The 14560-nt window shown below is 36.3% G+C and carries 15 protein-coding genes; 1 reads left to right on the plus strand and 14 read right to left on the minus strand.

Going from position 1 to position 14560, the window contains the following annotated elements; translation table 11 throughout:
* Positions 1–133: 133 nt before the first annotated feature.
* The 14 genes from trmFO to AC4PG8_RS02115 form a co-directional block, all read right to left on the minus strand.
* Positions 134–1438: an FADH(2)-oxidizing methylenetetrahydrofolate--tRNA-(uracil(54)-C(5))-methyltransferase TrmFO gene (gene trmFO / locus AC4PG8_RS02050; protein WP_003766675.1), complete on the minus strand. Its 1305-nt coding sequence runs from the start codon at positions 1436–1438 to the stop codon at positions 134–136.
* A gap of 63 nt (positions 1439–1501) precedes the next feature.
* A complete protein-coding gene (gene topA, locus AC4PG8_RS02055; RefSeq protein ID WP_003766673.1) occupies positions 1502–3580 on the minus strand; it encodes a type I DNA topoisomerase in 2079 nt (692 codons plus the stop codon).
* A gap of 269 nt (positions 3581–3849) precedes the next feature.
* Complete coding sequence (dprA, locus tag AC4PG8_RS02060; RefSeq protein WP_492169973.1) at positions 3850–4710, minus strand: DNA-processing protein DprA; 861 nt, start codon at positions 4708–4710, stop codon at positions 3850–3852.
* 134 nt (positions 4711–4844) lie between these two features.
* Positions 4845–5630, minus strand: a complete 786-nt coding sequence (gene rnhB / locus AC4PG8_RS02065) for a ribonuclease HII (protein ID WP_492169974.1) — start codon at positions 5628–5630, stop codon at positions 4845–4847.
* Positions 5627–6490: a ribosome biogenesis GTPase YlqF gene (ylqF, locus tag AC4PG8_RS02070; protein WP_003766667.1), complete on the minus strand. Its 864-nt coding sequence runs from the start codon at positions 6488–6490 to the stop codon at positions 5627–5629. The genes rnhB and ylqF overlap by 4 nt, the downstream gene beginning before the upstream one ends.
* Positions 6491–6499: 9 nt before the next feature.
* A complete protein-coding gene (sipZ, locus tag AC4PG8_RS02075) occupies positions 6500–7042 on the minus strand; it encodes a type I signal peptidase SipZ (RefSeq protein ID WP_003771599.1) in 543 nt (180 codons plus the stop codon).
* A gap of 102 nt (positions 7043–7144) precedes the next feature.
* The gene (gene sipY, locus AC4PG8_RS02080; protein ID WP_003761950.1) at positions 7145–7714 is read right to left on the minus strand and encodes a type I signal peptidase SipY; all 570 of its coding nucleotides are present in this window, start codon (positions 7712–7714) and stop codon (positions 7145–7147) included.
* A gap of 35 nt (positions 7715–7749) precedes the next feature.
* Positions 7750–8316, minus strand: coding sequence for a type I signal peptidase SipX (sipX, locus tag AC4PG8_RS02085; RefSeq protein ID WP_003771597.1), 567 nt, complete (start codon positions 8314–8316; stop codon positions 7750–7752).
* A 119-nt stretch (positions 8317–8435) separates the two neighbouring features.
* Positions 8436–9695: an ATP-dependent protease ATP-binding subunit ClpX gene (clpX, locus tag AC4PG8_RS02090; RefSeq protein ID WP_003766662.1), complete on the minus strand. Its 1260-nt coding sequence runs from the start codon at positions 9693–9695 to the stop codon at positions 8436–8438.
* Between the two features lie 184 nt (positions 9696–9879).
* Positions 9880–11163: a trigger factor gene (gene tig / locus AC4PG8_RS02095; protein WP_003771581.1), complete on the minus strand. Its 1284-nt coding sequence runs from the start codon at positions 11161–11163 to the stop codon at positions 9880–9882.
* Between the two features lie 114 nt (positions 11164–11277).
* Positions 11278–12216, minus strand: a complete 939-nt coding sequence (locus tag AC4PG8_RS02100; RefSeq protein WP_045554116.1) for a hypothetical protein — start codon at positions 12214–12216, stop codon at positions 11278–11280.
* A 256-nt stretch (positions 12217–12472) separates the two neighbouring features.
* Complete coding sequence (locus AC4PG8_RS02105; protein WP_070753248.1) at positions 12473–13138, minus strand: hypothetical protein; 666 nt, start codon at positions 13136–13138, stop codon at positions 12473–12475.
* Between the two features lie 15 nt (positions 13139–13153).
* Positions 13154–13687: a matrixin family metalloprotease gene (locus AC4PG8_RS02110; protein WP_492169975.1), complete on the minus strand. Its 534-nt coding sequence runs from the start codon at positions 13685–13687 to the stop codon at positions 13154–13156.
* A gap of 102 nt (positions 13688–13789) precedes the next feature.
* The gene (locus AC4PG8_RS02115) at positions 13790–14005 is read right to left on the minus strand and encodes a helix-turn-helix domain-containing protein (protein WP_003761933.1); all 216 of its coding nucleotides are present in this window, start codon (positions 14003–14005) and stop codon (positions 13790–13792) included.
* A gap of 150 nt (positions 14006–14155) precedes the next feature.
* Between AC4PG8_RS02115 and AC4PG8_RS02120 the strand changes: the two genes are divergently transcribed.
* A complete protein-coding gene (locus tag AC4PG8_RS02120; protein WP_003771574.1) occupies positions 14156–14551 on the plus strand; it encodes a helix-turn-helix domain-containing protein in 396 nt (131 codons plus the stop codon).
* The last annotated feature ends 9 nt before the right edge of the window (positions 14552–14560 follow it).

The raw sequence follows: 14560 nt of genomic DNA on the forward strand, positions 1-14560 counted from the left end.
AACGTGATTTGTCTAGACCATTCCCTCGAAAGAAAAACTGCCTTTTCATCACTATCGAATCTCTTAAAAATATAAAAGCGATAATCGTGATGAAAAGAACAGCAAAGAATAGTCCTCAATTATTATAGTGTTTTTAAAGTTGTTCTGCAACCTTTTTTATTGCATCTAATGCTCTTTCAGCCAATTTTTCATTACGCTCTTGCTTCGCGCGAATCTTAGCAGGTAACTCCGGAAATAGACCGAAATTTACGTTCATTGGTTGGAAAGATTTTTTACTAGCACTTGTAATGTAATTTGCTAAACTTCCAATCGCAGACTCAGGAGGGAAAACAATCGGCTCTTTGTCTTGTACAAAATTAGCTGCATTGATTCCTGCTGCAAGTCCGCTAGCTGCTGACTCCACATAACCTTCCACACCAGTCATTTGACCAGCGAAAAATAAGTCATTTCTCGTTTTCAATTGATAGGTTGGCTCAAGTACAGTCGGTGAGTTAATAAATGTGTTTCGGTGCATTACTCCATAACGAACAATTTCCGCATTTTCTAGGCCTGGAATTAAGCCAAATACACGTTTTTGTTCGCCCCATTTAAGATGCGTTTGGAAGCCTACCATGTTATAAAGCGTCCCTGCTGCATCATCTTGTCTTAATTGCAACACTGCATATGGTCTTTTGCCAGTTTTTGGATCTTCTAATCCAACTGGTTTAAGTGGGCCAAATAGCATTGTTTTAATACCACGTTTTGCCATTACTTCTATCGGCATACATCCTTCAAAGAAAACCTCTTTTTCAAATTCTTTTAATGCAGCTGTTTCGGCAGTTACTAATGCTTCATAAAAAGTGTTAAATTCTTCTTCTGACATTGGGCAGTTTAGGTAAGCTGCTTCCCCTTTATCATATCTTGATTTTAAATATACTTTGTCCATGTCGATACTATCTTTTTCAATAATAGGCGCTGCTGCATCATAAAAATAAAGATACTCTTCACCCGTTAAGCGTTTAATTTCTTCGGCTAGAGCTGGGCTAGTCAGTGGACCTGTTGCAATGATGGTTGGTCCTTCTGGAATAGATGTGACTTCTTCAGTATGAATTGTAACGAGTGGATGATTTTTCACTTTGTCCGTAATATAGCCAGAAAATTCATGGCGATCAACTGCAAGTGCTCCTCCAGCTGGCACAGAAGCTTTGTCAGCTGATTCAATAATAATCGAGTCAAGTATCCGCATTTCTTCTTTAATTACGCCCACTGCATTAGTTAAGCCATTAGCTCGCAGTGAATTGGTACATACTAACTCCGCAAATTTATCAGTATGATGAGCTGGTGTTTGCTTTACCGGTCTCATTTCGTATAAATCTACCTTTACACCTCGTTTTACAAGTTGCCAAGCTGCTTCACTGCCAGCTAATCCTGCTCCAATTACATTAACACTTTTTTCCATTTGTCCGCCTCCTCGCGCAACAATGGCAACACAGGAACTATCCGAGTGCTGCCATTTTTCCATTTATTGTTGTGTGGATTCTTTATAATCACAATTTGTACATTGTACTTGTACGCCTTTTTTCAATTTCTTCTCTACTAATGCACGCTTATTACATTTCGGGCAAGCTCGTTCGACTGGTTTATCCCAAGAAACGTAATCACAATCTGGATAGCGATCACATCCGTAGAAAATACGTTTTTTCTTGCTTTTTCTTTCTATTACATGTCCTTTTTCACATTTCGGACAAGTCACGCCGATTTCTTTAACGATTGCTTTTGTATTTCGGCAATCTGGAAATCTGCTGCACGCAAGAAACTTACCATATTTACCCATTTTGTATACCATTGGTGCCCCGCATAGGTCACAATCGATACCAGCTGGTTCATCTTTAATTTCGATTTTTTCCATTTCGGCATCAGCTTTAATAACGTTTGGTTCAAATTGTTTATAAAACTCATCGATAACTTTGACCCATTCAACTTCACCGTGCTCCACTTCATCTAATTCGCTTTCCATATTAGCAGTGAACTTCACATCTAAAATTTCAGGGAAATATTCCTCAATCATTTCATTGACTATTTCACCAAGTTCAGTTGGAACAAAACGTTTATTTGTCAGCGAAACATAATTTCTACGCTGGATTGTATCTAATGTTGGTGAATACGTCGATGGTCGACCAATACCAATTTCTTCAAGTGTTTTTACTAATCTAGCTTCTGTGTAACGTGGAGGTGGCTGCGTGAAATGTTGACGCTGTTCGAGTGATTCGGACTGCACCTTATCTCCTTTTTTCAAATCCGGTAAAATATTTTCTTTTTCTTCCGTATTATCATCGTTACTTTCAACATAGACTTTCATAAAACCATGGAATTTGATTTTCGATCCGTTTGCTCTAAAGTTAACACCATTATTATCCAAATCAACTCGCATTGTATCTAGGACAGCTGGTGTCATTTGGCTAGCAATAAAACGTTCCCAGATCAAGCGATATAATCGAAGTTGATCTCGAGTTAGATATTCTTTCACTTCTTGAGGACTTCTCATAGCGCTTGTTGGACGGATTGCTTCATGGGCATCTTGTGCGCCTTTAGCATTTTTATCAGACCGTTTATGATTACGGGAAAATTCAGCTCCGTATGTTTCTTTAATATAATTACTTGCTTCTAGAATGGCGGAATCTGCAATACGAGTAGAGTCAGTACGCATGTATGTGATTAAACCTACTGTACCTTGTTTTCCGAGCGTGATTCCTTCATATAGTTGTTGAGCAAGCATCATCGTTTTTCTAGTACGATAATTTAATTTCCGTGCTGCTTCTTGTTGTAAACTTGATGTAGTAAATGGTGCTGCTGGGTTTCTAAGTCGTTCTTTTTTAGTTACGTCGGTTACATCAAATGTTTTACCTTTAATTGCTGACATTACTTCTTTTACGTCATCAGCAGTGGAAAGTTTTCTCTTCTTACCATTCACGCCATAAAAATTAGCTTGGAATTTTTTCTTACCTTTTAGGAAGTTCCCGTCAATTGTCCAATATTCTTCTGGTTTGAAATTATTTATTTCTTTTTCGCGATCAATAATAATTCGTAGCGCAATCGATTGCACACGTCCCGCACTTAGACCTTTTTTAACTTTCTTCCATAAGATAGGACTAATATTGTAACCTACTAAACGGTCTAAAATTCTCCGTGCTTGTTGAGCGTTCACAAGGTCCATATCAATTTTCCGTGGTGTCTTGAATGATTCTTTTACAGCTTCTTTTGTAATTTCATTAAACACCACACGTAATTTATCTGATTGATCTAAATCTAGACTATTAGCTAAATGCCATGCAATTGCTTCTCCTTCGCGATCTGGATCGGCTGCGAGATAGACTTTTTTCGCTTTTTTGGCCGCTTGTTTTAAATCTTTCAATACAGGGCCTTTTCCGCGAATCGTAATGTAACGAGGTTCGTAGTCATGTTCAGTATCTACACCCATCTGACTCTTTGGTAAATCCCTAACATGTCCCATCGAAGCTTTAACTTTAAATTTCTTTCCTAAATACTTTTCAATTGTTTTTGCTTTTGCAGGTGACTCTACAATCACTAAATAATCTGCCATATCTATATATTCCTCCCTGATTTGGGTCAATACACGGGCTTAACTAGTTGCTATTATACTATTACAGTCTTAGCCTCGCGTTCAATAAGTTTGCATGCTGACTTTTCACATAATTCAGTAGTAAATATTAGCCCTTCCTACTGGGTTTGTCAATGACTTTTATTAAAAAATCCATTTTATGTGTTGTAAAACAGCTTTCTTTAGCAAACTTATCTTAAAAAATCAGGAATTGCAAGTCAAATCACTTAAAAAGGATAATTTGACTACTTTTATGGTTGAATTTGAAAAAATTCTTCTATTATATTGTTTGCATTTAAAACTAACTTCGCACCTTCTTGAATCAAACGGTTTGTACCTCTCCAAGTATCAATATAAATATTACCGGGAACCGCAAAAACTTGTCTATTTTGTTCCAAAGCAAAGTCAGCTGTTATTAAGGAGCCACTTCTTTCGGCAGCTTCAACTATAACCGTACCAAGAGCTAAGCCACTAATAATACGGTTGCGCTCAGGAAAATACCATCTTCTTGCTTCTTCATTTGGTAAATACTCGCTAAGAAGTAAACCTTGCGCGATTACTTCTTTGGCTAGTAGTTCATTCGAACGAGGATAAATTTTATTTACTCCAGATCCAAGTACTGCAATGGTGGCGCCGCTATTACGGAGGCTAGCTTTGTGCGCTTCAGCATCTATTCCAAGCGCAAGTCCACTAACTATCGCAAAGCCATGATTTGAAAGTTCAGCGGCAAGTGACGCACATGCTTTTCTACCATACTCACTCATTCGTCGTGTCCCTACAATTGCAATAGCTTGTTTTTTTAATAAATCTAGATTTCCTTTATAAAACAAAAGCGGGGGTGCTTCATATATTTCTTTAAGTAACTCGGGGTAGTTTTCATCAAGAATACAGACCACACTCGCTTCTTCTGGCGAATAAATTGCTGCTTCCTCTAATTCAGTAATTATTTGTTCTTTTTTGTCCGCAGTAAAAAAATGAGTTGCAATCTGTTCAATCGACATCTCCCAACAATTAAAAGTGGTAATTTTTTGCCAGATAACTGCCCTTTTTTTAGCGGAAATAGATTTACATGAAGCGATTTTTAACCAAGTTTCTCGTTCTTTAAAGTTCATCTTCTGCACCTCCGTGATAGTTATTCACAAGTGTACAAAGATTAGCTCTTTTTGTAAAATCGGTAAAATTTTCTTTTCAGCTCAAAAAAGCGTACTTTCTATTAAGAAAATACGCTTTTGCTTTAAGTATTTAGCTATTTTAGACTCTCAAAATGTAACTTTGCTTCTTTTACAGGAGAAAAACTTAGCCTGTGAATTGGACAAATTCCGATAGTATCTAAGCCATTCAAATGTTTTTTCGTCCCGTAACCCATATTGTTTGCAAAATCATACCCTGGATATAATTCATCATACTGTTGCATCATTCTATCTCTTGTAACTTTGGCGATGATAGAGGCAGCAGCGATAGAAATACTTTTCGTATCTCCTTTTATAAGCGATAACTCTGATTCAGAATATTTCAGTGGCATCGCATCAATTAGGACGAAATCTGGCGCTGGATTCAACTTTTCTAAAGCTTCGCGCATAGCTATTTTTGTAGCTTCATAAATGTTTACTTGATCAATTATGTCATGGTCAATAATCCCGATACCAATGGAGATAGCTTCTTTTTTTATGACCTCAAAAAGCATATCTCGCTTGGCTTCATTTAACTGTTTAGAATCATTGATCCCAACGACAGAGAAATCAGCTGGTAAAATGACTGCGGCAGCGACTACAGGACCTGCTAGCGGACCGCGCCCCACCTCATCTACACCAGCGATATATTGAAACCCTTGCTTAAAAAGATCTGTTTCATAGCGTTTCATTTCTATTAATTTTGCAGCTAATGTTGCTTCTTTTTCCCATTTTTTTCGGATCGATTGAAGAAGGTTCTGTACACCTTTTCGTTCGTCTTGAGTGCAAAGTTGAAAAAAAGGGTCTTGTTCTGAGGTCACTAGGCTGAGTTTTTCTCGAATAACAGCGATAGATTCACTCATTCAGCATCGTCTTCCCAATTAGGGAAATCAAAAGACATTCTTCCTAATTTTTGTTGACGGATTTCTCGAACAACAGTCTCAGCTGCGCGTGAATAATCAGGATCATTATAACGATCTAGAAGTCCTCTTTTTTCAGCAATAAAAGCTAGTGTTTCAATTGGATCTTCTGAAACTGTCTCTACTTTTAGCCAGTTTTGAAGGCGATCGGGGTAATGTTTTTCTAAGAAACGTAATCCATAACCCGCAATTTCTTCCATTTGTAATAAATCGTCTTTAATCGCACCTGTTAAAGCTAACTTATATCCAATTTCTTGATCTTCAAATTTAGGCCATAGAATTCCTGGTGTATCAAGAAGTTCTAATGTTTTCCCTACTTTGATCCATTGTTGAGCTTTAGTTACCCCTGGTTTATTACCAGTTCGCGCAATATTCTTTTTCGCCAAACGATTAATCAATGTTGATTTTCCTACATTTGGGATTCCGAGTATCATCGCGCGAATTGCTCTTGGTTTCATACCTTTACTTCTTAAACGTTCAAACTTTTCGGCCATTAATTTTTCAGCTGCTTGTTCGATTTTGAATAGACCTTTTCCTTCTTGAGCATTTACTGCTACTGCCGGTAAGCCTTTCTCCGCAAAATAATCAATCCATTCTTTGGTTGTTTTCTCATCAGCTGTGTCTGCTTTATTTAAAATAATCACTCGTCTTTTTTGGTGGATAATTTCTTCTAGCATTGGATTGGATGAAGATAGCGGGATACGTGCATCCACTAATTCAAAAATCACATCTACTAGTTTTAATTTTTCTGTCACCTCACGACGAGCTTTGGCCATATGACCTGGAAACCATTGAATTGTCATCATATACTCCTAATCTATTAGTTTTGCATCTTCAATTGGCCAATAACAAATTGGTGTTGTTCCGAGTACCTTACTTAGCGGAATCGGTCCTATTATCCGGCTGTCTTTACTCGCTCTCCGATTATCACCTAAAACAAAATAGGTATCTTTTGGAATTTTGCCGCCATCTAGTTGGTCTTTAGAACTGTAATCATCTGTTAAGTAGCCATCTTTCAGCTTTTCTTTGTAAGTATCTAAATACGGTTCATCATATTTTTTTCCATTGATGTAAAGTTGGTCTGCTTTATATTCTACCGTATCGCCAGGTAAACCAATCACTCGCTTAATGTACTCTTTTCCATCTGCTTCACGAAAAACAATTACATCAAAACGATCTACCTCGCCAAAACGGTTTATAATTACACGGTCATCACTATGAAGTGTAGGCATCATCGAAATTCCATCCACAAGAATAGGCACGAACAAATAAAAACGGATTATAACAGCTAATAACACTGCTAAAACAGCCGCCCAAATCCAAGACCATAACCGTTTTAAATTCTTCTCCTTCAAAAAACTGCACCGCCCTATTTTTTACTAACAGTCTTATTATAAACGAAAAAACTTTCATTTAATAGAGAAATCCGCGAAAAAGTAACTTTCACGGATTTCTTATTATTTCCCAAATTGAATTACAGTGCCGTTTACAGTTTTGTCATCAATAAATCCAAAAACTCGGCTATCCGAACTACCACCGCGATTATCCCCAAGAACAAATAGTTTGCCTTTAGGAACCGTACTTTCTCCCGTCATATCCTCTAACGTATAATCCGCTATGTAAGGCTTTTGGGTGGGGTCCGGGTTCCATAGTGTTAGCGTTCCTTCTGGCAAATAACTTTCAACTTTTCGCTTGCCATTTAAGTATAATTCGCCATTTTTAAAAGCAATTTTATCTCCCGGCATACCGATAACACGTTTGATAAAATGTTCACCTGAGCCAATCATTGGTGGTTCATCAAATACAATAATATCAAATTGATCTGGATTTGTTATTTTTTCAATAAAAATTCGGTCGCCATCTTGATAGGTTGGAACCATAGATGTTCCTTCTACTTTTACTGGTGCAATAACAAAATTACGAATAACTAAAGCTATTAAAAGTGCCGCTACGATAACAAGCACCCAGCTTAATAATTGATGCGCCCCACTTTTTTTCTTAGGCTTTTCTTCCAAATAATCTGCCATCTATGTCTCCTCCTAGAACTCTTCGCGGGTTTAAATTATCGCTGCAAAGACTTTCCAAACGAAATTACTTTCCCAAGAACTGTGTCTTGCGATATGAAGCCGATATAGCGACTATCCTTACTTACTTGACGATTATCCCCTAACACAAAAAGTTTGCCATCTGGAACGGTAAGAGAGCCGTCAGAGTATGGAATATCAGCCATTGTGAAATTAGGATCGCCCTTATCATCTGTAGTCAAATAACCACCTGTTAAAGCACTTTTCTCAGAATCTAAATACGGTTCATCATACTTTTTACCATTAATATAAAGTTGGTCTTCTTTATACTCCACTTTATCTCCTGGAAGTCCGATTACGCGCTTAATATATTCTGCATTTTCTTCATCAGGAGCTGGAAATACAATAATATCAAAGCGTTTTGGGTCTGATATTTTGTTAATAAATAGATGTTCACCGTCATGTAGTGTTGGGTCCATTGATTTCCCATTAACAGTAACTGGAGAAATTAAAAAATAGCGAATACCGAAAGCGAGTATGAGCGCAATGATAATTATTTTTATCCATCCAAATGCCCCAGAAAAAAATTTATTTTCACTTTTCATGTCTTTTTATCCTCTCCAATTATTATTAATAAAGTATAGCACGAAACAAGCTAGATGTTACAGTAAAACAAGCTAGATTGATAGAAAAAATGCGCGCCAATTACGACGCGCATTTCGAATCATGCTGATGTTTTAATAGGGATAATGGAGCCATCCTCTAATTGCAGTTGCGGCTCTTCTTCTCCGCGCGCTGCTTTCTCAGTAATAATACACTTAGTAATGTCATCACGAGAAGGGATTTCGAACATAACTTCTAACATGATTTGTTCAATGATAGAACGAAGACCACGTGCTCCAGTTTTGCGTTCAATCGCTTCTTTCGCAATTTCAATTAAAGCTGTTGGTTCGAATTCAAGCTCTACGTCATCAAGCTCTAACATACGTTTGTATTGTTTTACTAAAGCATTCTTCGGTTCTGTCAAAATGGAAACAAGTGCTGCTTCATCTAATTGTTCAAGCGTCGCGATAACCGGCAAACGACCGATAAATTCAGGAATTAAGCCGAATTTCAGCAAATCTTCCGGAACGACACGGGATAAATAAGTTTCATCTTCTTTTAGTTTCGCATTATCAGTTCCAAATCCAATGACTTTTTCACCCATTCGATTCTTAACGATTTGTTCGATTCCGTCAAATGCACCACCAACGATAAATAGAATATTTCCTGTATCAATTTGAATTAATTCTTGATGAGGATGTTTTCTACCACCTTGAGGAGGAACACTTGCGACAGTGCCTTCGAGAATTTTTAGTAATGCTTGTTGAACTCCTTCACCGGAAACGTCTCTAGTAATAGATGGGTTTTCGGATTTACGAGCAACTTTGTCGATTTCATCAATGTAGATAATACCTTTTTCTGCTTTTTCAACATCATAGTCAGCAGATTGAATTAGTTTAAGAAGAATATTTTCTACATCTTCCCCAACGTAACCAGCTTCTGTAAGTGAAGTTGCATCTGCAATTGCAAACGGAACATTAAGAATTCGCGCCAGTGTTTGGGCAAGAAGTGTTTTACCACTACCTGTTGGACCAATTAAACAAATATTACTTTTTGACAGTTCTACCTCGTCTTCTTTTGTTTCATTGGAATTAATTCGTTTGTAGTGATTGTAAACTGCTACAGCGAGTGCTTTTTTAGCTCGCTCTTGACCAATAACATAGTCACTTAATATATGACGGATTTCTTGTGGTTTTGGCACTTCGCCAAAATCAACAAATTCAGAAATACCTAGCTCTTCTTCAATAATTTCATTACAAAGCTCGATACATTCATCACAAATATAAACACCTGGACCGGCCACTAATTTACGTACTTGATCTTGAGTCTTTCCGCAAAAGGAGCATTTAAGTTGGCCTTTTTCGTCGTTAAATTTAAACAAAATATTTCACCCCTTCGCATAGGTATGTTGCTTATAGGCGATTTTTTCATCTCCTATGTGTGTTAATAATATCATTTGTTAATTAGAAATGCCAATCATCTGTATCCTTATTTCTACATTCAGAAGGACACGAGTATAACTCATGTCCCCCATTTTTTAATGAAATTATTAAATCATTCTTTGCTTATTTTTCTACTGCGCTATCTAGTAAAACGTCAATAGCTTTACGGATTTTAAGGTCTGATTTAAGTTCGCTCATATCGCCAAGAGCAGCACGAACAGCGTCTTTTTCCATACCATATTTTTCAGCTAATGTAGAAATTTCTTCGTCAATAGCTTCTTCAGTTGGCTCAATGTTTTCAGCTTCAGCAATAGCTTCAAGCACTAGGTTCATTTTCACGCGTTTTTCAGCGTCTTTTTCCATTTGTGCGTGCATTGCTTCTTCTGTTTGACCAGTGAATTGGTAATATAATTCAGGAGTTAGACCTTGTGCTTGTAAATCTTGTGCAAAATGATTCATTAAATGATCAGCTTCATGGTGAACCATTGCGTGTGGAATATCCACTTCTGCATTTTCAACAGCTTTAGCAATAACTTCTTCTTGTTTAGCTTGAGCAACAGAATCTTCTTTTGCTTCTTGTAAACGTTTAGAGATTTTTTCTTTTAGTTCATCTAAAGTTTCTACTTCTTCGTCGATGTCTTTTGCAAGTTCATCGTCAAGTGCAGGAACTTCTTTAGTTTTGATTTCGTGTAGTTTCACTTTGAAAACGACAGGTTGTCCAGCTAAGTCTTCCGCATGGTATTCTTCTGGGAAAGTTAACTCGATGTCAGCTTCGTCGCCAGCTTTTAAGCCAACTAATTTTTCTTCAAATCCAGGAATGAATTGACCGCTTCCAAGTTCTAGAGAATGATTTTCAGCTTGTCCGCCTTCAAAAGCTACGCCGTCTTTGAATCCTTCAAAATCAAGGATGACAGTGTCACCGTTTTCAGCTGGAGCATCTTCTTTAACAACTAATTCAGCTTGACGCTCTTGTAATTGTTTTAATTCTGCTTCTAATTCTTCTGTTGTTAGTTCTGTTTCGCGTTTTTCAACTTCAAGACCTTTGTAGTCTCCAAGTTTAACTTCAGGTTTTACAGTTACATCTGCTGTTAGAACCCAAGTTTCGCCTTTTTCCATAGACTCAATATTTACTTGAGGAGTATCAACTGGATCAATTCCAGCTTCATCAATTGCTTGAGAATATACTTCTGGAAGCAAGATATCAAGTGCATCTTGGTAAAGAGCTTCTTCGCCGAAACGTTGGTTGAAAATTTGACGCGGAACTTTCCCTTTACGGAAGCCTGGTACGTTAAGAGTTTTACGTACTTTTACGAAAGCTCTATCTAAACCTTCTTTTACTTTTTCTTGTTCAATTTCAAAAGTAAGTTTTCCAACATTACCTTCTTGTTTTTCCCATTTTACTGACATGGTATAATTCCCTCCATCATCTATTTAGTTCAATTTAATTACTCTCATGACAAGTTTCAGCCATACTCACTAATAATAACACAGATATCCCTGACTTGAAAACAACAAATATCATTATATGAAATAATTTTGCTGTCTGATTTCTAACTCCTCAATAATAGAAATTGCTTCTTCAACTGCTGCTTGATTTACTGCATCTGAAATCAGACTAACATCACCGTACATCGAGTTGGCCCATTTAAAGTAGGCATTCACCCATACATCCACTTCTTTTGGCTCAAACTCAAACGGATAAAGCATAAATAAATGTTGTTGAATAATCCCAATTATTTGTTCTAATAAACTTGGATTACTATGTTCAAGTTTATCCGCAAGGCCAGCGAATAGTTCCGTTGCAAATGCGTTTTCGGCTAGCATCGGCACCTCACTCGGATTAAAAATATCATGCTTATCAATTTTTCGGACTTCTATTTCTTCATTCACTTCTTTTTCTTGCATCAGCTCAAAGATCATTGATTGCACAAACGGAGAAAAACTTTCGTCCGCTAAAAACATTTTAAAAGCCGGCAAAAAATCATCAATTTCTAAAAAACGAGCTTCTTGTAAAAACTCTAATTGTTCCGCTGTTTGCCATGAAGCAAAATCACGGATATCTTTTCTAGGAACAAATTGTTTAGGAAATGGAATGACATTATTTGTGACTTCTTTTGTATCTTCCTGTTTTTCTTCTTCCATATAATGACGAACTAACGTGAAATAAGTATCCATATTATCTTCTTGCATGAAAGTTACAGATAACTCCCCTAAAATTTCCTTATTGTAACCATTCATTGTTAAGAAATTTTGACCTATTTCTTGCGCTTTTTTGGTTTTATTCGTCTGATTATAAAATTGAATTAACCTATGTACAATTTCCTCGTTGCATGGTTCTTGATGATACGCATTTTCCAAATAATGTAGCGTACTCATTTTTTCTTCTTCGGTCAACGAGGCAATCCCTTTTTCCATAAATTTTTTAACGCTCATTGGAAAAAAAGCACCACTTTCACTCATCGTTTTATCTCCTTTTATTCGAAAAAGCTTTATTTATTCTAACTGGATTTACCCTTATTGTAGAAAGTCTAACCCTTTTCAACAAAAAAAGTTGACTTGGATTTGATTCATTCTACTTGGATAGTTTAGTTCTGTCAAGTGAGTTTTGTGGTGTTTTATTGAGCAAAATCGCCTGGAATAAGCTTTAATTTTTATAAGCAGAAAGATAGACCTCGATTTTTATCTCGAGGTCTATCAAGTATCTAGATTACTTTATTTACTCACTATATTCTGTTAAAACTTCTTGATAGATTTCCTGATAAATTTCTTCTATATTTTTTGCATCTACTGTAGCTTCACCCTCATCTAAGAATAATTCTTCTTTGGGTAACTCTTTCACAGGAAATTTACTTATTACGGCGTTTGATGGTATATAGTTATCACCATCTGGATTTTTCTCTAGGAAAAGCGTATATTCTTCCCCTTTTTCCATATTTTTGTAGCCATCAAGGGTTAGATCACATTCTTCTCCTTCTACTAAGACATCTTCTACGCTATACTCTAACACTTTAATGGACATATTCTCTTTCAATTTCCCAGTTGTATCTTTTTCAATAGAATTTATTTGCACATCGCTCATCGTATAAAACTCGGTTGGAAATACATTTTCTTTCGTTTCTTTTTTTACTGTTGCTTTTTCAGATTTTTTAGTTGCTTTAATGATAATTGGAGCGTCTCTCTCAAGAGTATCCACATCTTCAGCAAGTTCGAGGTATTTCCCATGATAAGAAACAACGCCATTATTCGCTTTTACTGTTTCTGATACACTTTGTGTGGTTGTTTTTTCCCCTGATGGCTTTTCTTTTACACTTTGGCTATTTGAACAAGCGGTTAATATACTAAGACTTAATAAGCCTATGATTATCGTTATTTTTTTCTTCATCGTCAAACCTCCTTTTTACTTATATAAAGCTTTGATGCCATTAAAATCGTCTTTTTGCGGTTTAGTTTTGTTGATGAAACCTTTATCTAACATAATTGCATTTCTAGTTTTCACATGTCCTAAACCAAATCCATGACCAAATTCATGCACTACCGTTTCGATTTTATGGTTGGTTGAAAGTGAACGGAAGCCTTTGTATAGCGTAATTTCATTTTTCACAATTAATTTATTTGATTTGTAGTAAGTTGTATTACATACGGCTAAAACTCTCCCTTTGTTCGTTCCTGAACTACTGACCGTAAAGTTAGGCCTCACATCGTTTCCCATAGTTACCGTGTTTAAATACGGGGAAGGATTCCAAGATTTTGCTCCTCTAATAATGATATTTCGATATCCTCGCGCAGAACCATTAACATAAACTTTAAAATTCTTGGCGCTAGCCTTCGTCATCACATATCCAAGTCTCGAATACGCACTTGCATTCGTTGGTAGAAATAACGAAACTAACACAGTAAAAATAAGAAACATTACTAAAGTTTTTTTCCTCATGTTGTTTGCTCCTCTTTTATAGTTTCACACATTGTGTGTATTTTATCAAAAATAAAGAAAGGCACTCATTATGTGTGCTTTCACTTTATTTTTCAACAAGCGTTATTCATAAAAACACTTTAAATCACACATTAGCACCTCACTCAAAATAACGGCATTTTTATGTGATAACCGTACGCTCCCTTTTTCGATATTACTATAACCTGATGTGTACTTATAACCCATTTTTCTTGCAATAAAAGCTTGTGTTATTCCCCGTTCTAATCGTAATTCCCGAATTTTGGCCGTGTTAATTTTTCTGCTGTCTATTGTTTTCATGTCATCTTCTCCTTATCTACACAGTTTGAGTTATTAATACAATAATACCAACTCGATAAGAGGTTGTCAATTGCAAAATAATTCACTTTGTGTTAAATTATAGCTAAATTGTGTAATTTATTGTATAATCAAACAAAAAGGAGTGAAATCATGCCAAATTTAAGTAATAGACTCACATTACTACGAGAAAAACAAGGCTGGTCAAAAGCTGAAACAGCAAGAAGATTAGGTTTGAAAGCACCTTCTACTTACGGCAACTGGGAGTATGGTATTCGCGAACCTGATTTAGATATGGTTACACAAATTGCAACACTTTACGACGTTAGTGTCGATTATTTACTAGGTCAACAAAGTATTCCTACATATGCTCCTAGTGAACTTCAAGGTGAGAAAGATATTGCTAAAAGAATGATAAAAATTAGTGAAGATTTAAGATATGAAGATGATTTGAATTTAAACGGCAAGCCTTTGAATGATTCAGCTGCTCATTTTCTAGCTGATTCGATAGATTTCCTGTATGAACAAGCGAAAAAACTTAATGATTAAATTCATCAC

This window comes from Listeria sp. MAN/IMW/UF555, from assembly GCF_058684075.1.

What these genes read in the sequence shown, in the direction of transcription:
- trmFO (WP_003766675.1), bottom strand. Translation starts at nt 1,438, where the DNA reads ATGGAAAAAAGTGTTAATGTAATTGGAGCAGGATTAGCTGGCAGTGAA.
- topA (WP_003766673.1), bottom strand. Translation starts at nt 3,580, where the DNA reads ATGGCAGATTATTTAGTGATTGTAGAGTCACCTGCAAAAGCAAAAACA.
- dprA (WP_492169973.1), bottom strand. Translation starts at nt 4,710, where the DNA reads ATGAACTTTAAAGAACGAGAAACTTGGTTAAAAATCGCTTCATGTAAA.
- rnhB (WP_492169974.1), bottom strand. Translation starts at nt 5,630, where the DNA reads ATGAGTGAATCTATCGCTGTTATTCGAGAAAAACTCAGCCTAGTGACC.
- ylqF (WP_003766667.1), bottom strand. Translation starts at nt 6,490, where the DNA reads ATGACAATTCAATGGTTTCCAGGTCATATGGCCAAAGCTCGTCGTGAG.
- sipY (WP_003761950.1), bottom strand. Translation starts at nt 7,714, where the DNA reads ATGGCAGATTATTTGGAAGAAAAGCCTAAGAAAAAAAGTGGGGCGCAT.
- sipX (WP_003771597.1), bottom strand. Translation starts at nt 8,316, where the DNA reads ATGAAAAGTGAAAATAAATTTTTTTCTGGGGCATTTGGATGGATAAAA.
- tig (WP_003771581.1), bottom strand. Translation starts at nt 11,163, where the DNA reads ATGTCAGTAAAATGGGAAAAACAAGAAGGTAATGTTGGAAAACTTACT.
- AC4PG8_RS02100 (WP_045554116.1), bottom strand. Translation starts at nt 12,216, where the DNA reads ATGAGTGAAAGTGGTGCTTTTTTTCCAATGAGCGTTAAAAAATTTATG.
- AC4PG8_RS02105 (WP_070753248.1), bottom strand. Translation starts at nt 13,138, where the DNA reads ATGAAGAAAAAAATAACGATAATCATAGGCTTATTAAGTCTTAGTATA.
- AC4PG8_RS02110 (WP_492169975.1), bottom strand. Translation starts at nt 13,687, where the DNA reads ATGAGGAAAAAAACTTTAGTAATGTTTCTTATTTTTACTGTGTTAGTT.
- AC4PG8_RS02115 (WP_003761933.1), bottom strand. Translation starts at nt 14,005, where the DNA reads ATGAAAACAATAGACAGCAGAAAAATTAACACGGCCAAAATTCGGGAA.
- AC4PG8_RS02120 (WP_003771574.1), top strand. Translation starts at nt 14,156, where the DNA reads ATGCCAAATTTAAGTAATAGACTCACATTACTACGAGAAAAACAAGGC.